The 19,726-nt window shown below is 43.7% G+C and carries 18 protein-coding genes and 3 tRNA genes; 13 read left to right on the forward strand and 8 right to left on the reverse strand.

Annotation, left to right across the window (positions count from 1 at the left end):
- The first annotated feature begins 42 nt into the window (after nt 1-42).
- From AB8P72_RS09750 to AB8P72_RS09760, 3 genes are all read left to right on the forward strand, one after another.
- On the forward strand, nt 43-498 hold the full coding sequence (locus AB8P72_RS09750; protein ID WP_068406033.1) for a tripartite tricarboxylate transporter TctB family protein: 456 nt from the start codon (nt 43-45) through the stop codon (nt 496-498).
- Nucleotides 499-503: 5 nt separating this feature from the next.
- The gene (locus AB8P72_RS09755; protein ID WP_238060310.1) at nt 504-2,006 is read left to right on the forward strand and encodes a tripartite tricarboxylate transporter permease; all 1,503 of its coding nucleotides are present in this window, start codon (nt 504-506) and stop codon (nt 2,004-2,006) included.
- 144 nt (nt 2,007-2,150) lie between these two features.
- Entirely contained in the window at nt 2,151-2,552 is a 402-nt protein-coding gene (locus AB8P72_RS09760; RefSeq protein ID WP_238060309.1) for a DUF4172 domain-containing protein, read from the forward strand.
- 65 nt (nt 2,553-2,617) lie between these two features.
- Here the strand turns inward: AB8P72_RS09760 and AB8P72_RS09765 are convergent, their stop codons facing one another.
- The gene (locus tag AB8P72_RS09765) at nt 2,618-2,827 is read right to left on the reverse strand and encodes a hypothetical protein (protein WP_102076933.1); all 210 of its coding nucleotides are present in this window, start codon (nt 2,825-2,827) and stop codon (nt 2,618-2,620) included.
- A gap of 116 nt (nt 2,828-2,943) precedes the next feature.
- On the opposite strand from AB8P72_RS09765, the gene AB8P72_RS09770 reads away from it, so the two are divergent.
- A complete protein-coding gene (locus AB8P72_RS09770; RefSeq protein WP_102076934.1) occupies nt 2,944-3,189 on the forward strand; it encodes a helix-turn-helix transcriptional regulator in 246 nt (81 codons plus the stop codon).
- A gap of 360 nt (nt 3,190-3,549) precedes the next feature.
- On the opposite strand, the gene AB8P72_RS09775 is transcribed toward AB8P72_RS09770, so the two are convergent.
- Nucleotides 3,550-3,626: transfer RNA gene (locus AB8P72_RS09775), tRNA-Val, on the reverse strand.
- A 211-nt stretch (nt 3,627-3,837) separates the two neighbouring features.
- Between AB8P72_RS09775 and AB8P72_RS09780 the strand changes: the two genes are divergently transcribed.
- Nucleotides 3,838-4,590 (forward strand): type 1 glutamine amidotransferase, encoded by a 753-nt coding sequence (locus AB8P72_RS09780; protein WP_068408356.1) that lies wholly within the window; start codon nt 3,838-3,840, stop codon nt 4,588-4,590.
- Nucleotides 4,591-4,663: 73 nt separating this feature from the next.
- Here the strand turns inward: AB8P72_RS09780 and AB8P72_RS09785 are convergent, their stop codons facing one another.
- The 3 genes from AB8P72_RS09785 to AB8P72_RS09795 form a co-directional block, all read right to left on the reverse strand.
- Complete coding sequence (locus tag AB8P72_RS09785) at nt 4,664-5,608, reverse strand: DMT family transporter (protein WP_102076868.1); 945 nt, start codon at nt 5,606-5,608, stop codon at nt 4,664-4,666.
- Nucleotides 5,609-5,693: 85 nt separating this feature from the next.
- Nucleotides 5,694-6,200, reverse strand: coding sequence for a M48 family metallopeptidase (locus AB8P72_RS09790; protein ID WP_102076867.1), 507 nt, complete (start codon nt 6,198-6,200; stop codon nt 5,694-5,696).
- Nucleotides 6,201-6,251: 51 nt separating this feature from the next.
- Nucleotides 6,252-6,596: a multidrug efflux SMR transporter gene (locus AB8P72_RS09795; protein WP_082894398.1), complete on the reverse strand. Its 345-nt coding sequence runs from the start codon at nt 6,594-6,596 to the stop codon at nt 6,252-6,254.
- A 473-nt stretch (nt 6,597-7,069) separates the two neighbouring features.
- On the opposite strand from AB8P72_RS09795, the gene AB8P72_RS09800 reads away from it, so the two are divergent.
- The 3 genes from AB8P72_RS09800 to AB8P72_RS09810 all read left to right on the forward strand — a co-directional run bounded on the left by AB8P72_RS09800 (nt 7,070) and on the right by AB8P72_RS09810 (nt 8,673).
- A tRNA-Asn gene (locus tag AB8P72_RS09800) sits at nt 7,070-7,145 on the forward strand.
- A gap of 207 nt (nt 7,146-7,352) precedes the next feature.
- Nucleotides 7,353-7,682 carry a CopG family transcriptional regulator gene (locus AB8P72_RS09805; protein WP_068408103.1) on the forward strand — a complete coding sequence of 110 codons (330 nt, stop codon included), beginning with the start codon at nt 7,353-7,355 and terminating at the stop codon, nt 7,680-7,682.
- A 235-nt stretch (nt 7,683-7,917) separates the two neighbouring features.
- A complete protein-coding gene (locus tag AB8P72_RS09810; RefSeq protein WP_226928858.1) occupies nt 7,918-8,673 on the forward strand; it encodes a hypothetical protein in 756 nt (251 codons plus the stop codon).
- 234 nt (nt 8,674-8,907) lie between these two features.
- On the opposite strand, the gene AB8P72_RS09815 is transcribed toward AB8P72_RS09810, so the two are convergent.
- From AB8P72_RS09815 to AB8P72_RS09825, 3 genes are all read right to left on the reverse strand, one after another.
- Nucleotides 8,908-8,998, reverse strand: a tRNA-Ser gene (locus tag AB8P72_RS09815).
- A gap of 153 nt (nt 8,999-9,151) precedes the next feature.
- A complete protein-coding gene (locus AB8P72_RS09820; protein WP_102076869.1) occupies nt 9,152-10,285 on the reverse strand; it encodes a type I glyceraldehyde-3-phosphate dehydrogenase in 1,134 nt (377 codons plus the stop codon).
- Between the two features lie 118 nt (nt 10,286-10,403).
- Nucleotides 10,404-12,326 (reverse strand): AAA family ATPase, encoded by a 1,923-nt coding sequence (locus AB8P72_RS09825; RefSeq protein ID WP_193031293.1) that lies wholly within the window; start codon nt 12,324-12,326, stop codon nt 10,404-10,406.
- Nucleotides 12,327-12,648: 322 nt separating this feature from the next.
- Between AB8P72_RS09825 and AB8P72_RS09830 the strand changes: the two genes are divergently transcribed.
- From AB8P72_RS09830 to AB8P72_RS09850, 5 genes are all read left to right on the forward strand, one after another.
- Nucleotides 12,649-14,175, forward strand: a complete 1,527-nt coding sequence (locus AB8P72_RS09830) for an aldehyde dehydrogenase family protein (protein WP_193031291.1) — start codon at nt 12,649-12,651, stop codon at nt 14,173-14,175.
- 111 nt (nt 14,176-14,286) lie between these two features.
- Nucleotides 14,287-15,315, forward strand: a complete 1,029-nt coding sequence (gene adhP / locus AB8P72_RS09835) for an alcohol dehydrogenase AdhP (RefSeq protein WP_238060835.1) — start codon at nt 14,287-14,289, stop codon at nt 15,313-15,315.
- Nucleotides 15,316-15,499: 184 nt separating this feature from the next.
- Nucleotides 15,500-15,826 (forward strand): DUF779 domain-containing protein, encoded by a 327-nt coding sequence (locus tag AB8P72_RS09840; protein ID WP_193031289.1) that lies wholly within the window; start codon nt 15,500-15,502, stop codon nt 15,824-15,826.
- Nucleotides 15,827-16,042: 216 nt separating this feature from the next.
- Nucleotides 16,043-17,689 carry a GMC family oxidoreductase gene (locus AB8P72_RS09845; protein ID WP_193031287.1) on the forward strand — a complete coding sequence of 549 codons (1,647 nt, stop codon included), beginning with the start codon at nt 16,043-16,045 and terminating at the stop codon, nt 17,687-17,689.
- 357 nt (nt 17,690-18,046) lie between these two features.
- Complete coding sequence (locus tag AB8P72_RS09850) at nt 18,047-19,687, forward strand: ABC transporter substrate-binding protein (RefSeq protein WP_198328892.1); 1,641 nt, start codon at nt 18,047-18,049, stop codon at nt 19,685-19,687.
- Nucleotides 19,688-19,726 lie beyond the last annotated feature (39 nt).

Genomic DNA, 19,726 nt, shown 5'->3' on the forward strand with positions numbered 1-19,726 from the left:
GAGATGCCAGCCTTTTTGCCCTAACATTCTAGGAGTCCTATTATGACTATGGAACGTCTGTTTTCTGGGCTAATGGCACTGGTGAGCTTATTTTTAATATACCTAGCCATTGGCTATGTCGCTCCTATTGCCTATGATCCCATCGGCCCTCGCCCTTACCCGATTTTAATCTTTTCATTGCTGGCATTTGGCGCGCTAGTTGTTGCTTTTCGTCCAGCAAGCTTTACCAAGCCGATAGAATTAGGGCTTACCAAACCAATTATTAGAAACTTAGTACTCTGTGCGCTTGCGTTACTCGTCTATGGTTTGATTTTTGAGGTACTGGGCTTTATTGTTGCCACCATTCTGATGTCCTTTGCCGTAGGTTTACTATTTGCTGGCAACCCGCTTAAAAGCTTTATCTTTTCAGTGTTAATCAGTATTGGCTTATACGTCTTATTTGACATACTTTTGGATGTCAAATTACCACTTGGATTATTATCAGGGATAATAGGATAGCCAGTATGGATACTTTTGAATTTTTAATGCACGGTTTCGCTATTGCATCTACCCCAGAGAACTTACTGATTGCACTTATCGGTGCTTTTTTGGGTACCGTTGTCGGTATGTTGCCTGGACTTGGTCCTATTAACGGTGTGGCGATATTACTGCCTTTCGCCTTTGCTTTAGGATTACCACCAGAAAGTGCGCTCATCTTACTTGCCGCCGTCTATCTTGGTTGTGAATATGGTGGTCGTATCTCCGCCATTCTCATTAACGTGCCAGGTGATGCTGGCGCTATTATGACGACATTAGATGGTTATCCATTAGCCAAACAAGGCAAGGCCGGTATTGCACTTTCTTTATCCGCCGTCAGCTCCTTCGTTGGTGCGACGATTGCCACGATCGGTGTGGTTTTATTTGCCCCGTTATTAGCCAAGTGGGCCATCTCATTTGGGCCCGCCGAATATTTTGTATTGATGGTATTTGCTATTACCTGTCTCAGCGGTTTGGTCGGTGATCAACCCATTAAAACTGGTATTGCCGCTCTAATCGGTCTTGGTTTAGCGACGGTTGGTGTCGATGCGGTTACAGGGATTTACCGCTTTACTTTTGATTCGGTCAACCTATCTGATGGTATTCAATTCACCACTATTGTGATTGGTTTTTTCAGTGTCAGTGAAATCTTAATCTTACTCGAAAAAACTACTACTGGACACAAGGTAATTGAGCAAGGTAAGCGTAGTTTATTAAACCTTAAAGAGTTTATGTTTACCTTAGGCGCGATGTTACGTAGTGGTTTAATGGGCTTTGTTGTTGGTATTTTACCGGGTGCAGGGGCTACTATTGCGAGTGCCATGACTTATGCCAGTGAACGCAAAATCGCTGGTGACAAAGGTACGTTTGGTGACGGTGATCTGCGCGGTGTTGCATCGCCAGAGGCAGCGAATAATGCCTCAGCTTGTGGCTCGTTTGTGCCTATGCTGACTTTAGGTGTGCCAGGTTCAGGTACTACAGCGGTTATGATGGGTGCGCTAACTTTGTACAACATCACTCCGGGCCCGCAGTTATTTACCGAGCAGCCTGATATCGTTTGGGGTCTGATTGCCTCTTTATTTATCTGTAACGTTATTTTGCTGGTAATGAATATTCCATTGGTTGGCTTATTTGCAAAATTGCTAAATGTGCCAAATTATATCTTAATACCAGCAATTGCTGCGGTCAGCTTTGTTGGCGTATACTCAATCCATAGTACGACTTTTGATTTGGTCTTTATGGTCGCACTTGGGGTGTTCGGTTATTTCTTACGTAAGTTAAACTTTCCATTATCAGCGCTTATTTTAGGTTATGTTTTGGGCGAGCTGATGGAATCCAATTTAAGACGCGCGCTATCTATTTCTCAAGGTGAGCTAAGTATTCTGTGGGGCAGCCCTATCACTATGGTGTTATGGTTATTGGCTATTTTGATGGTGTTTATGCCAGTGTTGCGCAGTATCTATCGCAGAAAATTTAAGCCTGCTGTTTAGTTTTTAGCGATTCTGTTTTTGAAACACTCTGCTGTGGTGGTTATACTTTAAGTATGATCACCATTTTTTTATGAAAATTAGCGCCTACCTTCTCATTAAAATTGGATAAATTGGCAATGGTCAGATAAAAAGCTGTTGCCGCTGGTGAGCCAAGTGCGATTGCGTCAGGGTCAGCTTCTTGGAGGATTGCTGACGCTAGGATTTGATTTAAATGTTGAAGCTCAGTTAGACGCCGTTACTCTTGAAATCGTTAAAACATCTGAAATCGCAGGCGAGGTTTTAAAAACAGATCAAGTAAGATCCTCTGTTGCTCGGCATTTAGGGGTTGATAACCATAATATGCCTGCGGCCTCACGAGAAATTGATGCAGTGGTTGAGATGATGTTAGATGCAACATTCCACTATCAAAAGCCGTTATTGTTAGAAGATTTGCTCGGTTGGCATCGAGCGCAGTTCCCAGAAGGCTATGACCGAGAGCGAGTCCTAGTTATACCCTCCCGCAACCTTCTTGACAGCTTCATCGTTAAATTCGGCTCTGGAAGGTAGTTTTCTTGTTCCTGGTAAGCTCCGACTAATACGCCTAGTTTACCAAGTTTAGCTCTACGGTTTCTTCAGCATAGCTCATTGATGCTACCAGTGATACCAGTGCGCATGTCTTTTTCAATTTCTTCCCAAACGTATAAAATCTTGCGACCACCAAAAGGACGTATGTAATGAATGCCCTCAATAAGTACGCTATCCTTAAGCTCACTACGGATCGTGCGCGGATTGTATTTGATACGCTCAGAAAGCTCTTGGGTTGTCAGGTAAGTGTGTGACATAATACATTCCTTATATAAAGTTTAATCATAATGGTACTTTTGAACATCATAGTTGTAATTTAACATATTTTTATAACTATGTAAGTACTTTTTACAACTAAGATTGGAGTTTTAATGTGATAGTTAATCATTTACCGACTTTGTTAGCCGAAAGAAGATTAAAGGTAGCGGATGCCGTACGCTCTACAGGAATCAGCAAAACGACGTTACATAAAATATATAACGACCAATCATCAAGAATTGATTTTGATACCATTGATAAGCTGTGTGAGTTCTTAGAAGTTGAGGTTGGAGATATCTTTGAATATGTTGCTAGCTCCGATGCGGAGAATGTACAAGCGCTAGACTCTAAGAAAAATTAATCATAAGCTTAGGCTGTATAGTTAACTGCAGATTTAGATACGATTTATCATATGTGTTAGACATTAAAAAACCCAAATCACGTGATGATTCGGGCTTTCGCTAATATAGACTTTCAAAACATGTAAACTACAAACATTGATAGTATTTAAGGTTGAGGTCAAAAAGCTCCATTATTTAACGAGCCAAAAATACGTTAGGCACGCCTTGGGCACATTTTAGGCACACAGGATTTTTAATAGAGTTTACTTGCGAATAGAAAAACAGAGTTTTTAACTAATGTATAATTTCGATTTGCGCTACAGCCCTTATAAAACGGGCATAAAAAAAGCCCCAATCTTTATGATTGGGGCTTTCGAATCTGGTAGGCGTAACTAGATTCGAACTAGCGACCTCTACCATGTCAAGGTAGCGCTCTAACCAACTGAGCTATACGCCTATTTAGGACATGCATTTTAGCAAGTTTTTAAAACTTTGCAAGCCTTTTCTATCACAATATTAGGTTATTATAAGAATAGCTAATTTTACGCTTTATAATGAAACACTTAAGAGAATTAGAGTGCTCTAAATAGTTTTCACTATCTAAGACAGCTCATAGCTTATAGACTCTCAATATTATAAAAATACAACTTCTTAATCGAGATCATCAGATGACCTTACGTATTCATGCTTTATTTCACACAGATTACGAAGACCTCAGCTTTATTAAGCATTGGGCAGTTCATCATCAGCACACTATTACCTACACGCGTTCTTATAATAAAGACACCTTGCCAGCGCTTGACAGTTTTGACTGGTTAATCGTGATGGGCGGGCCGATGAGTGTCCACGATGAGGACAACCATTCTTGGCTAATTGAAGAAAAACGTCTGATTAAACAAAGTATGGATAGCGGAAAAACAGTGATAGGTGTCTGTTTGGGGGCGCAGCTTATTGCGCACTGCTTGGGGGCGAGCGTAGAGCCGGCAGGCGTAAAAGAAATCGGCTGGCTACCTATTCAGTTGACTAAAGACGCTCAGTCTCACCCTTTACTACAGGACTTACCAAAGCAGCCGTTTACGGTCTTTCATTGGCATGGCGATGGGTTTGAATATCCACAAGGAGCGATTCCGTTAGCAACATCAGCAGCGTGGCCCAATCAAGGCTTTCTTTATCAAACGCCGCAGCAAAAAGCGCTTGGTACTTGGGTTATGGCTTGGCAGTGTCATTTTGAAGTCACCAAAGAAAGCATCGTTAAAATGGTAGCAAATGGCGACAATGCCATTCAAAAAGGGCTAATTAACTATCCTAAAACCGTACAATCACCTACTGAAATCATAACGCTTGGCGATAAATATATTGCCGATAACAACGCGCGCTTAGCAGCCATGCTCAATCGTATGGTAACGACGGCGGACATTTAAACCTAATCTTTCAATCCTAAGAAAACTTAACGGTTTAGCTGCTTTTTACCCCTTTTAGCCGCAAGCCCACCCTTTATTGAGTCTGCTGGTTTGATGCCGCCATTTTTACCCCACCATAGGTAACCAACACGACGCCAAGCGCTATCAATGATGCGCCCAAAAACAACCCTTCAGGCGGACGCTCGCCTTGTAAAAAAATAGCAACCGGCACACCAACCACCGCCCCAACTGAGCCTAATAAACTGAGTAGTACGGGGCCGCCGGTTTTTTGTAGTAAGAATAACAATAAAAACTGTCCAGCAAAAACGAAAGCCTGCACGGCAATCAACCCTAACGGCAACATCTCAGCTAGCGGAACGGCAAGAGAATAATTAGGTAAAATACTAAACAAGCCAAGTAGCACGGATGCGGCTATCAGCATACCCGGTGCCAGCGCGCTCGGAGAGAGATTATCAGGCCAATATAAGGTGCGATAAATATTACCAATCGCCAATAACACCGGACCACAAAGCGCTAGCCCAATCCAAAAAACACTGGCATCGGGCGCAGCGAATTTACGGACGGCGAGCACCCCTGCGCCGGCAAGTGCCGCGACCACGCCAAGCGCGCGCAGCTTGGTAAAGCGCTCTATTCTTAGGATGATAGCGGCAAGATACGTCAATAGTGGCGGCAGAGAAATAATCAAGGCGACAAAACTGGCGCCGACATGCGGAATAGCGGAGAAGAAAATGAGATTGGAGCCTGCCACACTCACCAACGCCGCAACCAAATAATAGCTCAAGGTTGGTTTGCTTAACGGCGGCAGCTCGTGGCGTAACAACGCATAACTAAATAAAATAAACGCCGCACCTGTGATAGACCAAAACAGAAATGCCAGCGGCGTCAGACCGACCTCACCTGCTAATTTGGCTAGATTGGTAGAAATACCGATCAATCCGCCACCCGCGATGAGACACAGCACAGGAATGAGCCATGCTTTTTTATCTTTAGCTATAGATTGCGGCGCTGACTGACTCATAGACTACCTTAGTGTTAAAACAGCGGCTTTATTCATCGTCATTAGCGCTATTACTATTTTATTGACTTAGCATTATTATTAGCTTTTATTTCATCACGATAGATGAGCGCTCGCGCCAATGCAACCATAAACGAGTATCAAGCTCATATTGATGATAGTTTGGCTCCATATGACAGCAAAGTTGATAAAAGGCCTTGTTATGCTCTTGCTCCTTAAAATGCGCCAACTCATGCACCACGATCATACGCAAAAACTCGGGCGGCGCTTCTTTAAATAGGCTGGCTACCGTGATGCTATTATGTGATTTTAGCTTACTGCCTTGCACGCGCGATTGATAGGTATGAATACCAAGTGCTTGATTGAGCACTGCAAGTTTACTGTTATAAGACACCTGCGACAGCGGGCTACTCTTACGCATATACTGATTTTTGATTTCATTACTATATTGATATAGCGCTTTATCGCTTTGTATTTGATGACGGTTTGGATAGTTTTTATCCAAATACTCACCCAGCCTGCCCGTACTAATCAGCGTCGCCGCTTGGCTTTGAATTTGCTCAGAGTAATGCGCGATATACTTTAATGTGGTCAATGTATTTATCCTTGACGTTTCAATGTTTAACGATTAATAATGCTTGTTTACTTAATGTGCCACCGAATTAGACAATAAATTCATCACCACTACCCCACCAACAATCATCGCAATGCCGATGATCGCTGCTGTATCGAGCGTTTGCTTAAAAAAGAACAGTCCTACCAGTGAAGTCAATACGATACCAAGCCCGCCCCATAACGCATAAGCTATACCAATAGGGATGGTTTTTATGGTTTGGGTCAATAAGTAGAACGAAATCGCATAAAGCACCGCCATAATCAGCGTGGGCACAAAACGCGTAAACTGCTCTGACTTGACCAAAAAGGTAGTGCCAATGACTTCGCAGACAATAGCGATGGCAAGGTAACCGTAAGCAATCATGGTTGGACTCATATTTAGGGCACCTATATCGGTTAGAATATGTTTTAAAAAAAATAAGGAGTTAAAAAGCTTCAAATCAAAGCAAAAATGATAAAAAATCTGGGCTGACTATTTTATAGGTTTATATGGGTGCGTGAAATAGAGATTTTAAGGGTTAAAGCAATATAAGGTTTTTCTTTAGTTTCAAATAGATAGTCTTACCAAACTAAGGAATAAAGTAAGTTATAATAATATTAAGAAAAATTAATTTTTATACATATTTTAGCAGCAGCAACCATCGTCACCGTCAATAAAGTCGCCGCTTTAACAAGAAACACCCACAATTTTATCCTATTTATAATTATATTTATTATTTATCGCCTAATAAGGTTGACAGCCCAGAACTACTTGGCTAAAATGTGCCCCACATAACGCAAACAAGATAAGCAATCGCACCTACCAAAGGCTTTGTAAAACTTGTTTAATTAACCGTTATCACAACTTATTCTCCAATAGCTCAGTTGGTAGAGCAACGGACTGTTAATCCGTGTGTCCCTGGTTCGAGCCCAGGTTGGAGAGCCATATTCTAAAAGACCTTCATCAACTATTTGATGGAGGTTTTTTTATGGTCGCTATTTAATCCTTAATAGCTTACCTTATTCACCAATACAATATTCATACGGCGACGGTGTTCTTTTAGCGATTTTTATTGTATGGTAAGAAGAGCTGTGACCAAGTTCGTTTTTGTCTGAGTGTTTTATTCCTACTCACTAAAAGTAATGGTTTATTATGATACCTGTTCGTATAAAAAATAAATTCTCTGATCATCCACAAAAAATCACGCGTCCGATCAGTATTCGCTTGTCTGAAGAAATGATTAGGTTATTAGAGTCTACCTCAGCAGAGCTGGGCTTTAAACGTATCCAAGGCTTGATTCGTCTATACATTCGTCAAGGGCTGGATCGCGACCATCAAGATTATACCTTGGCGCATGATGAAGTGTTTATTGAAAGCCTACGTAAGCGCGGGGTCAGCCAACGTATCATTGATGAGGCGATTGTGGTCACGCATAATAATACCACCACTCACCCGCTGTCTGAGCTGCAAGATAAAGAGTAGCACTTGGCTTATCATACATACAAAAAAAAGACTAAGTTTGCTTAACGGCGCTTGGTCTTTTTTTTGCTATTTAATTTGAACTTGCTACATAAAACATGCCCTTCTTAATACGCTTAATAACATCGAATACCCATTAGCGATAAACAAACATACAAAATTATCATAAGCGCTATATTGATAGGCGCTATATTGGTATAAAAGTTATTAGTATCTATATGGGTTGAAAAGGAGGCATATGATGATTGGTTTATATAAACACGCAGGCCGTGCACGCTATATAAAAAAGGCCATGTTATTGGCATTTACTGTAGCGATGTTGCCAGTTATCAATGGCTGCACACAGCCGCCAGCAGATCCAAGCAGGCAGACCATACCAACCAACTCTGACCAATGGCAAAAGAAGCTTGGCGATACGTTTGAGCGGTTGCCTGAGGCTGACAGACAGCTCTTGAGCCGTTATATGCTACGTATGAAGCTCAGCGGCGCGTATGAGTCCGGAGCGATGCCACGTATCACCATCAAGCAAGCCCTTATCCAGCAGCGTGAATATGAGCGCTTGCATCCAAACAATCCTACTGGCAAAAAAAGCCCGATTGTCACCAGTCCGCAAGTGCACACTGCCAAAGCACAAAATTACCCTGTCGCTTTACTCCCCGTAAAAACCAGCGATAGCGATAGTCTAAACCAAGTAAAACTACAGTTTATGCTGTCAAACCACGGTAAGGTAGCGATTAAAAGCTTTAAGGGTAAGCTCACCATGCAAGAGGCCAATTTGACCAAAAGTAAAAGCTTTAATGTACCGTTGACCCAGTTCCAGCCACCAATCGAACCTGAACAGTCTGGCAAAATCATCATCGAAAGCAGTATTGAAGATATCAATGTCATGCGCGCGATTAAAAATCATACGGACATACACATTGAGATTAGCGAAGGCACACTGGTATTAATGGATGGGCAAGAAGTAGAGTTTGAGCAAACGCTGGCGAAATAATAGAGAGTTCATATAGTCCATTCAAAACAAAATCGATAGGGGCATAACTATGTGCGACTGGTATAAATTTTCCTTGCTTGCGCTAGTGCAGAGGCTGCGGAAAATTCATCCCAGTCGCTCGGCACGGTATCGGGTTTAAAATAAACCAACTATAGAGTGCCCGCTAAGTTAAAACCGCATTTATGCAAACATAAAAAAGCCCCAATCAATAACTGATTGGGGCTTTTTCGAATTTGGCGGAGACGGAGAGATTCGAACTCTCGAAGGGCTATGAACCCTTGCCGGTTTTCAAGACCGGTGCATTCAACCGCTCTGCCACGTCTCCATTGGTGCATCATTATATAGATATCATCGTATAATGCAAGCGCTTCATATTAAAAAAATGAAATTAATTTACAGCCAGTTTTAAATCAATGACTTAGCGTGCGCCAAAATTTTTTACCCCGTGCTTTTTTTAAAACATTTACTGCAAACCAGGTTATTTACTTAAAGCGAGGTGCAAGCACATATCAAGCAGCCTGTTGGCATAGCCCCATTCATTGTCGTACCAGGCAAACACTTTATATTGCTCGCCCACTTGCATCAATTGCTGCCCATCGATAATCAGCGATTCTGGCTGATGGATAAAGTCACTGGAAACGAGCGGCTCATCAGTATACGCCATGATATTTATCAAATCACCAAGGCTAGCAGCTCTTAACTTTTCTCGTATCGCATCGACGCTGACATCCGGCGTATCAAAGACAAACGTCACATCAATCGCCGCCACATCAATGGTCGGTACGCGTATCGAGTGACCGTTTATCTTCCCTACCATCGCAGGCAATACCCGTTCTGTCGCAGCAATACTACTTGAGGTGGTCGGAATAATATTATAACCAGAGGCGCGTGCGCGTCTTGGGTCTCGGTGCGCTTGATCGAGCACTGTCTGGTCAGCAGTCACAGCATGAATCTCGGTCATCATAGCCGACCTAACGCCAAATGCCTTATCAAGCGTATCAATCAGCGGTACTAAGGCCTGCGTGGTACAAGAAACGCTCGAGATAATCGGCAGCTTGCGTGTGAGCTCAGCGGTATTGACGCCCATGACAATACAAGCATCGACATTATCAAAGGGCGCAGCACCAATAATGACTTGCTGTGCACCCGCTGCTATATGTAGCTGCGCCTGCTCATAAGAGCGAAAATGCCCCGTACACTCTAGCACTACATCGATACCAAGCGTGCGCCATGGTAGGTTTTTTGGGTCAGCTTCTGAGAGCATTTTGATGCAGTAGGTCAGATTATTCTTAGTCAAACACAGCTGAGTATTGTTTTTATCGTCTAAAACCTCTGCACTGACGCCAAGTCGGCTTAAGCGACCATGAGTACTATCGAATTTTAACAAATGCAATAAGATATCAGCCGATGCCAAATCATTAATCGCCACTACATGGATAGCGCGCCCCAACACCTCAAAGCGCTCTAACAAGGCACGCAGTACATTACGTCCAATACGGCCAAAGCCATTGATAGCAATCCTCAAGGGCTGCGTATGCTCGCCTGTCGCATGCGTAAGCGCCACTCTAGGTTCGGCGTTCAATTGGTAAGTTGCGCTAGAAAAATCAGGTATAACGTCAGACATAAAAGGGTATCGCTATAAAGAGATATAAAAAGAGTGGCGCGCTACATTGAATATTATCAGCATAATGACGGTCTATCTTTAGAGATTTTTTCTCACCGATTGGATGCTACGGCGTAATAAAAATTAATGCCAAACGAATGGTATTGTAATCGACCGCTTGTTTTAGATGCTCAAAAATTGGACGCAGCTTAACACTGCCATCATCGTTAAAGTCATTAGGGTTATTGGCGACCTTAATGGCCACATAAGCGTTGCCAACCGCCGTCATCACTTCATCGTCTGGGCGCAGATGATCACACGCCAAACTTGGATCTTGCGATTTTAATTCTGCAATATGGCGCATAATGGTCGATTGCGACAGCTGCCGCGCCTGCGAAATCTCGGCAATCGATAAGCTCTCTTCTAATAAAATTCGCGTCGCCAGCAAGGTGCTGTCCGATTTATCAGAAACTTGATTACCAAGTTTCTGTTTTTTATCTATCTGCGCTTGCTGTTGCTCGCGGCGTTTTTTCTGCAAATTGGCATACGCTTCAATCACCGACTTGCTAAGCGTGCCGCCTGATTTTAGAATAAATTTCTCATGCGCCTGCCTCATACTTTCTTCATCAAGCATGGCATAATTGGCATCCGCTTCCTCTGACAGTGCCAAAAAGCGTTTATCGGCGCCGCGTGCCAGCGGGTCAAGCTGCAAGCTCATGTCATTCATACCGAGCAATTGCAAACCTGCCAGCGACTTTAAGCGTGACAATGCCACATAACCTTGCCCAAGCTCAAAAGTGCGCGATAAATCAATCTCGGCCGCCTCAAGGGTCATGCCTTGCGATTTATGAATAGTAATGGCCCAAGCCAAACACAGCGGCACTTGTAAGTAGCTTGCCAGCACGTCGCCGGTTTCGTCTTCGATGATCCATTCTTCAGGCTCAGCGATGACTTCACGACCTGAGTTTAGTCGAACTACAGGCATTTTTTGCGTGGTTGGTTTTTCATCTTTTGGTTTTTCCTTACTTTCTTTATCTTTTTTGGCTTTGTTTTTCGTATTCTTAGCAATAGCATCTTGCGCAGTATCTTCAATCAAATCATCGCTCGTATCTTTACTATCGTCAATTTTTACCGCAGCAAAACCAATCAGCTCACCCATCGTGCCGTTAGAGACACCAAGCTCGCTGTTGTTTTTGATAAACATCACCTTAGCACCGACCTTTAATACCAAATCGTCTTGAGTGCGTACCGTTTTTTTGAGGGTCTCAACCAATTTACTATCGCCAGTCGAGGTGGCCTCAAAACGCATCATATCCCCATCTAAGGCGGCCAGCTCTTTATCATTGATTTTATTAACGTTGAGATTATGGGTATAAAGACGGGTACGCTTGATATCGACGTTTTGATCAAAGGTGGCTTCTAAAGCAGCAATGGCTTCAAAGCTCACTTCTTGACGGCGAATTTGATTGAGAATATCGTCTAAATCAAGCCCGCCATTTGCTGCTTCGCTCACTTGTCGATGTTGCTCAGATAGATAGCAAATATGAAATTTGGCATCGAGCCACGCTTCACTCATAAAGGCAAACTTTTCTCGGTTACTCTCACCCTTACTTCCAATCGGTGGTAACTGAAAAAAGTCCCCTGCAACCACCACTTGTATACCACCAAATGCAGCATCGTTTTTTCGCACATGCTTGAGCACTTGGTTGACTAGGTTAAGCTGCTTGGCATGCAGCATGGAAATCTCATCGATGATCAATACCGCCGTGTCTTTTAATCTGTCTGCTAAAAACTGCTTACGCGATAAATTGGTCAAATCACGATCAGACAACTCGTCTTTGATGCCTATACCTGACCAACTATGGATAGTCGTGCCGTTCATGTGTGTCGCCGCGATACCCGTACTAGCAGTCACAGCAACTGGCACACGGCGCGCGCGTAAGTAATTGATGTACTGGTTGAGAGTATAAGTTTTACCTGAACCTGCTGAGCCAGTCAAAAACACATTTTGACCTGTTTTTAAGATATCAAGAGCAGAAGATTGACGCATATATCCAAACCAACCAATAACATAAGAAAAAGGAAACTACCGTCGTAGCATCATAATGGTAGCAATTATAACAGCTGTACCAAGTTTTCGAACCAATTTAAGCAGATACTTATGCATAACCTAAATTTATGAAACAACCTGATTTGCTTTAGTAAAAGTAACTATCCTTATGTATAAAAGTTCAGTAGGATAGACTGACAACCTGATCAGGAAGATCCAGCAAAACCGTGCAATTGACTTTATAGATATGACCTCAAAAGATCATATATCAAAGGCTTGAACGTTTATTTGCTTTATAAATTAATACAACAAGGAGTCGTTAATGCTACACGCCTATCCCAATACAGAAAACAGCCCCGTCCAATTCCGCGAAAAATATGACAACTTTATCAATGGTGAGTGGGTCGCACCAGCCGATGGAGAATACTTTGACAACACCAGCCCCATTGACGGTAAAGTCATCTGCCAAGTCGCCCGTTCAAAAGAAGCGGATATTGAAAAAGCCTTAGACGCTGCTCATGCTGCCAAAGACGCTTGGGGCAAAACCAGTGTCGCTGAACGTGCCAATCTACTGCTCAAAATTGCAGATAAGATGGAAGCCAATTTAGAAGCCATCGCCATTGCTGAATGCTATGAAAATGGCAAGCCTGTACGTGAAACCCTAGCAGCAGACATTCCATTAGCTGTCGATCACTTTCGCTATTTTGCCAGTGCCATTCGTGCACAAGAAGGCGGCATCAGTCAAATTGATGATGACACGGTTGCTTATCACTTCCATGAGCCACTTGGTGTCGTCGGCCAAATTATCCCATGGAACTTTCCGATCCTCATGGCAGTATGGAAGCTAGCCCCTGCGCTTGCTGCTGGTAACTGTATAGTACTCAAGCCTGCAGAGCAAACGCCTGCCTCTATCCTATTTATGCTAGAGACGATCGGGATTGCTGATATCTTACCAAAAGGCGTGCTTAATATCGTCAATGGTTTTGGCGTTGAAGCCGGTAAACCACTGGCCTCGAACCCGCGCATCAACAAAGTGGCCTTTACTGGCGAGACCACCACTGGTCGCCTTATCATGCAGTATGCCAGTGAAAATATCATTCCCGTGACGCTTGAGCTTGGTGGTAAAAGTCCAAACATTTTCTTTGCCGATATCATGGATGAAGACGATGATTTCTTGGATAAAGCCGTTGAAGGTTTGGTCATGTTTGCCTTAAACCAAGGTGAGGTTTGTACCTGTCCGTCGCGTGCGCTGGTACATGAGAGTATTTATGATGAATTTATCAAACGCTGTGTCGAGCGTGTTGAAGCCATCAAAATGGGCAATCCATTAGACACTGACACCATGATTGGTGCACAAGCCAGCTCAGACCAGTTAGAAAAAATCTTATCTTATCTGGATATCGGTAAAAAAGAAGGCGCGAAAGTCTTGGTTGGCGGCGAGCAAGCCAAACACGATGGCGAGCTTGGCGACGGTTATTATGTGAAACCGACCATCTTTGAAGGCACCAATGATATGCGCGTGTTCCAAGAGGAAATCTTTGGACCAGTACTTGCCGTCACGAAATTTAAAGACGACGAAGAGGCCATGAGCATTGCCAATGATACCTTATATGGTCTTGGTGCTGGAGTCTGGACACGCAGTGTACACAAAGCCTATCGCTTCGGACGTGGCATCCAAGCAGGTCGCGTGTGGACCAACTGCTACCACATCTATCCTTCGCATTCTGCATTTGGTGGCTACAAGCAATCGGGTATCGGCCGCGAAAACCATCTGATGATGCTCGATCACTATCAGCAAACCAAAAACATGCTGGTATCCTATAGTCCTAAAGCGATGGGCTTCTTTTAAATCAGTCTTTCAATTCAGTTTTTTAAAGGCACTTTATAAATAATTATAAAGTGCCTAGTTGGTGCTCTCTGAGCATATCGACTTAAAAGGCAGTAATAAGGAGAAAGTAACGTGACTAATAAGATGAAAGCGGCCGTTTTACATGAATTCGGACAACCCTTACAGATTGAAGAAGTAGATATTCCGACCCCAGGTGCTGGTCAGATTGTGGTTAAAATGCAGGCTTCAGGTGTTTGTCATACTGACCTTCACGCTGTCGAAGGTGATTGGCCTGTAAAACCAAGCCCACCATTTATCCCGGGACACGAAGGCGTAGGTCTTATCACTGCTGTGGGTGACAACGTTCATCATGTCAAAGAGGGCGATAGAGTTGGTGTGCCTTGGCTCTACTCTGCCTGTGGTCACTGTACCCATTGTTTAGGTGGCTGGGAAACCTTGTGCCTAAGTCAAAAGAACTCTGGCTACTCAGTAAATGGTAGTTTTGCAGAATACGTCCTAGCAGATGCAAACTATGTCGGCATTATCCCTGAGAACGTTGCCTCTGTTGAGATTGCACCAGTTTTATGTGCAGGAGTCACTGTTTATAAAGGTCTGAAAATGACTGACACCAAACCAGGTGATTGGGTCGTTATTTCAGGAATCGGCGGACTTGGTCACATGGCGGTACAGTACGCTATTGCTATGGGACTGAACGTTGCTGCTGTTGATATAGATGATGAAAAGCTCGATTTTGCTAAAAGACTGGGCGCAAAAGTCACGGTCAACGCAAAAAACACCGACCCTGCCGAATATCTACAAACAGAAATCGGCGGTGCTCATGGTGCGCTCGTGACAGCAGTATCGTCTAAAGCATTTGACCAAGCCTTAGGCATGTTACGACGCGGTGGTACTTTGGTCTGTAATGGTCTACCAACGGGCGACTTCCCTGTCTCTATCTTTGATACCGTTCTAAACGGTATTACCATTCGTGGCTCAATCGTTGGTACCCGTCTCGACTTACAAGAATCACTCGACATGGCAGCGGCAGGTCAAGTAAAAGCGACTGTTGCCGCTGAGCCACTTGAAAACATCAATGACATTCTTGATCGTATGCGTGATGGTAAGATTGAGGGTCGCATCGTCATTGATTACTCTATGTAGACATGTCAATTATGTGAGACATTTTTATTTTTTAGAAATTATCTCGATAATTACGACGTTTGGTCACAAATAACAGGTCGTATCGTTTTCAGCCACATGCTATGAATGATGTGAGTGAAGATGATACGACCTTTTATATTTTACCGATTAGTTTGGGTAAAAGTTTAAAAATAAGGAGCACGTTATGAAACTTGAAGCGACAGAAGCCTGCGTTGCGTTAATTGAGCTATTAAAGTCCAAACACGGTGACCTGATGTTCCATCAATCTGGCGGCTGCTGCGATGGCAGCTCACCGATGTGTTATCCGCTGGGTGAGTTCAAAGTTGGTGGTCAAGACGTACTCGTCGGTGAGCTGGCTGGCTGCCCTTTTTATATGGGTAAAGCGCAGTACAAGCTTTGGCAACATACCGATTTGACCATTGATGTGGTCAATGGACGCGGGGCAAGTTTTTCACTAGAAATCCCCGAAGGCAAACGCTTTATTGTGCGCTCTGAGATATGTGACGTATAAAGCAGCTATATGAAGCAGCGATTATTATCAATAACTCTACTCTTAGCGTAAAAGTTCCAGCACTTTTCTTCCAAAGCGTATAGGTGAATAACACGCCCTAGTCATTTTTATTGCATTATTTTAGCAAAATAATAGATACTGTAAGGAGAAGCCATTTTAATCAGCTGGTTGTAACGAGCTCGTCTTAATAAGCATGGATGCTAAAAGGAAGATAACATGGAAGTTGATCCAAAATTTGACTACGTCATCGTGGGCGGCGGTTCTGCAGGCTGCGTCCTTGCCAGCCGTCTGACAGAAGATCCCGATATCAGTGTGTGTTTATTAGAGTACGGCGGTGAAGGCAAAGACCTTGCGATTCGCGTACCGGCAGGTTTAATCCTTTTAGTACCAGGCAAACCGCTAAAATCAAACAATTGGTGCTTTCATACTACTCCGCAAACCCATCTTAATAATCGACGCGGCTTTCAACCGCGCGGTCAATGCTTGGGCGGCTCATCCGCCATTAATGCAATGATCTATACTCGCGGCAGCGCGCTTGATTATGAGCGCTGGGTTGAGCAAGGCTGCGAAGGTTGGGGTTTTGACGATGTGCTACCTTACTTTATTAAAGCTGAAAACAATGTCCACGGCGCGGATGAACTGCATGGCGATAGCGGCCCTTTGCACGTCAGTAATTTATTAAGCCCGCGTGAAATCTCAAAAGCATTTGTAGAAGCGGCTGTCGCTAATGGCTTGGAGCACAATCAAGACTTTAATGGTAAAAAACAAGACGGCGCAGGACTATATCAAGTCACCCATTTTCATGGTGAAAAACAAGGTCAACGCTGCTCTGCGGCCGCCGCCTATTTACACCCCGTACAAAAAAGTCGGCCAAATTTAACCGTTATCACCCACGCCCAAGCCAACCGTGTCATCTTTGAAGACAAACAAGCCGTTGGCGTCGCTTATGAAAAAGACGGCGTCGAGCATATGGTGATGGCACGTCAGGAAATTATTTTGTCAGGTGGCGCTTTTGGTTCGCCGAAAGTTTTGATGCTATCTGGTATTGGTCCTGCCGAGCACTTGCAGGCGCACGGTATCGATGTATTGGTCGATGCGCCCGAGGTTGGCGGTAATCTACAAGACCATTTAGACGTGGTATTTGATTACGAGGTCAATACTACCGATGTGATCGGTATTGGTATGGCAACGCTCTCAACCTTGACCAAAAGCATTCGCCAGTGGAGAAAAGATGGTACTGGGCTGCTATCTACCAACTACGCCGAAGCAGGCGCGTTTTTTAGCGTTGGAGACGCCCCAAAAGAATGGCCAAATACCCAGCTGCATTTTGTCATATCTCGCGTGATTGAACACGGTCGGGATCTTAGACGCGGCTTTGCCATCTCTTGTCACGCCTGCTACTTGCGCCCTGAAAGTCGCGGTACGGTTAGGCTTGCGTCAGCTGACCCCTCAGAGTGCGTATTGATTGATCCCAACTTCCTCTCCCATCCTAAAGACGTAGAGTATATGGTCGCAGGCGCTGAGCGTACGCGCGCCATCATGCAAGAGGCACCCATCGCCAAATATATCACCGAAGACTACCCTGCCCCTTATATCGAAAAAGACGGCATGCTTGGCTATATCCGTAATAAATCAGACACCATCTATCATCCAGTCGGCACGTGCCGTATGGGTTCAGACGATAAGTCTGTGGTCGACTTAGAACTAAAAGTGCGCGGCGTCAATGGATTGCGGGTTATTGATGCGTCTGTGATGCCGACCTTGATAAGCGCTAATACCAATGCGCCAACCATTATGATTGCCGAAAAAATGGCAGATTTAATTAAAGCAAAACATCATCACGCTGAGCAAATCGCATCATAGAAAAAAATAAGTAAAATGTTTTACGGTAGGCGCTTTTATCTCATAAACTTTTCTATTGAAGATAGCGCTTACATTCAAAAATACGGATATTAAAACGGGACATTTTCTATCAAATTAAATATATTGATACCTTGCGTTACAACTGTGTAAGGTAGTATATTTAAACCACTTATTTATATTGTTATTTATCGCAGCCTGCAATTTGAGTTAAAAATCTCTGACTTATTTTTGTTTTGCATAGTATAAATACTTTATTTATAAACACTTTAAAGGGAATTAGCAGCTCGCTGATTATAGGATTCACTTATGAACCTATAGATATATTGGCGACTACTTATCATTACATAGGATGTAAGAATGCAAAAATCACTCTTCAAACTGACCCTGTTAGCGACCGTTATCTTGGGTATCAGTGCTTGTAGCGGCGACAACAAAACCACCGACGACTCTGCTGCTAGCTCAGACGCCAAAGGCGCAAAAACCTTGCTTTATTGCTCAGAAGGTAGCCCTGCTGGTTTCGACCCAGCTCAATATACGGCAGGTACGGATTTCGACGCCAGCGCCTACCCTATTTACAACGCTTTAGTAGAATTTAAAAGAGACGGCACCGAGATTCAGCCTGCGCTGGCTGAAAGTTGGGATATCAGCGAAGATGGCAAAACTTACACCTTCAATCTACGTAAAGGCGTCAAATTCGGTAAAACCGATTACTTTACCCCGACCCGCGATTTTAATGCTGACGATGTTGTCTTTACCCTAGAACGTCTCACCAATCCAGAATTTGAATTTAATAAAGCCTACCCTGCCGAATTCCCGTATTCGGTCGGCATGGGATTGCCTGATCTTATTTCTAATATTGAAAAAGTTGACGACAATACCGTCAAAGTCACCCTAAGCGAAACCAACGCGCCATTTTTACAAAACCTAGCGATGGCCTTTGCTTACATTGATTCTGCTGAATACGCTGACCAATTAATGGCTGCTGGTAACGCAGCTGATATTAATACCAAACCAGTTGGTACCGGTCCTTTCGTCTTTACGTCCTACCAAAAAGACGCACAGATTCGCTATACCAAAAACCCAGACTATTGGAACAAAGATGACATTCATATCGACAATTTAGTATTCGTCATCACCAAAGATTCGGCCGTGCGCGCGCAAAAGGTGCAGGCTGGTGAATGTCATGTGTCTGCTTATCCAAAACCTGCCGAAATTGAATCTGTCAAAAAATCCGGCAAAGCCACGGTTCTCGATCAACCTGGTTTTAACGTCGGCTATGTCGGCTACAACGTTGAAAAACCGAAACTTAGCGACCTTAAAGTTCGCCAAGCGTTAGATATGGCGATTAATAAAGACGCTATTATCAACGCGGTCTACCAAAGTGAAGGGGTTAAAGCCACCAATCCTATGCCGCCAACGCAGTGGGGTTACGATAAATCGATCAAAGATGCGCCTTATGATGTCGAAAAAGCCAAAGCCCTTATCAAAGAAGCAGGTGCGGATAACCTTTCTATCAACCTATGGTATATGCCGGTTCAGCGCCCTTATAACCCAAATGCCAAACTCATGGCTGAAATGCTACAAGCAGATTGGGCGAAGATTGGTGTGAATACCAAGCTTGTCACTTATGAATGGGGTGAGTACTTAAAACGCGCCGCTAAAGGTGAGCCTGATGTCATTTTGGCAGGCTGGACCGGTGACAATGGTGATCCTGATAACTGGCTTGGTTCGCTATTATCTTGTGACGCGGTCGGTGGTAATAACTACTCGCGCTGGTGTAATAAAGATTTTGATAATTTAGTGACCAGTGCCCGTCAGATTACCAATCAAGATGAGCGTGTCGATGATTATGTAAAAGCTCAGCAGATATTTAAAGAGCAACTGCCTTGGACGACAATGGCGCATTCGGTCGTGACCGTATTCACCGCACCAAACGTTGTTGATTATAAAATCAGTCCGCTTGGTGCCATACGCTTCGATGGTGTGAAAGTTGAATAGCATCAGCCAATAAAGTCCGGTATGACAGGCACGGTTATT

Source organism: Psychrobacter sp. CLB018 (assembly GCF_041222815.1).
Lineage (GTDB): Bacteria > Pseudomonadota > Gammaproteobacteria > Pseudomonadales > Moraxellaceae > Psychrobacter > Psychrobacter faecalis.

What these genes read in the sequence shown, in the direction of transcription:
- AB8P72_RS09780 (WP_068408356.1), top strand. Translation starts at nt 3,838, where the DNA reads ATGACCTTACGTATTCATGCTTTATTTCACACAGATTACGAAGACCTC.
- AB8P72_RS09830 (WP_193031291.1), top strand. Translation starts at nt 12,649, where the DNA reads ATGCTACACGCCTATCCCAATACAGAAAACAGCCCCGTCCAATTCCGC.
- AB8P72_RS09805 (WP_068408103.1), top strand. Translation starts at nt 7,353, where the DNA reads ATGATACCTGTTCGTATAAAAAATAAATTCTCTGATCATCCACAAAAA.
- AB8P72_RS09755 (WP_238060310.1), top strand. Translation starts at nt 504, where the DNA reads ATGGATACTTTTGAATTTTTAATGCACGGTTTCGCTATTGCATCTACC.
- AB8P72_RS09810 (WP_226928858.1), top strand. Translation starts at nt 7,918, where the DNA reads ATGATGATTGGTTTATATAAACACGCAGGCCGTGCACGCTATATAAAA.
- AB8P72_RS09850 (WP_198328892.1), top strand. Translation starts at nt 18,047, where the DNA reads ATGCAAAAATCACTCTTCAAACTGACCCTGTTAGCGACCGTTATCTTG.
- AB8P72_RS09840 (WP_193031289.1), top strand. Translation starts at nt 15,500, where the DNA reads ATGAAACTTGAAGCGACAGAAGCCTGCGTTGCGTTAATTGAGCTATTA.
- AB8P72_RS09785 (WP_102076868.1), bottom strand. Translation starts at nt 5,608, where the DNA reads ATGAGTCAGTCAGCGCCGCAATCTATAGCTAAAGATAAAAAAGCATGG.
- AB8P72_RS09845 (WP_193031287.1), top strand. Translation starts at nt 16,043, where the DNA reads ATGGAAGTTGATCCAAAATTTGACTACGTCATCGTGGGCGGCGGTTCT.
- AB8P72_RS09765 (WP_102076933.1), bottom strand. Translation starts at nt 2,827, where the DNA reads ATGTCACACACTTACCTGACAACCCAAGAGCTTTCTGAGCGTATCAAA.
- AB8P72_RS09795 (WP_082894398.1), bottom strand. Translation starts at nt 6,596, where the DNA reads ATGAGTCCAACCATGATTGCTTACGGTTACCTTGCCATCGCTATTGTC.
- AB8P72_RS09825 (WP_193031293.1), bottom strand. Translation starts at nt 12,326, where the DNA reads ATGCGTCAATCTTCTGCTCTTGATATCTTAAAAACAGGTCAAAATGTG.
- AB8P72_RS09750 (WP_068406033.1), top strand. Translation starts at nt 43, where the DNA reads ATGACTATGGAACGTCTGTTTTCTGGGCTAATGGCACTGGTGAGCTTA.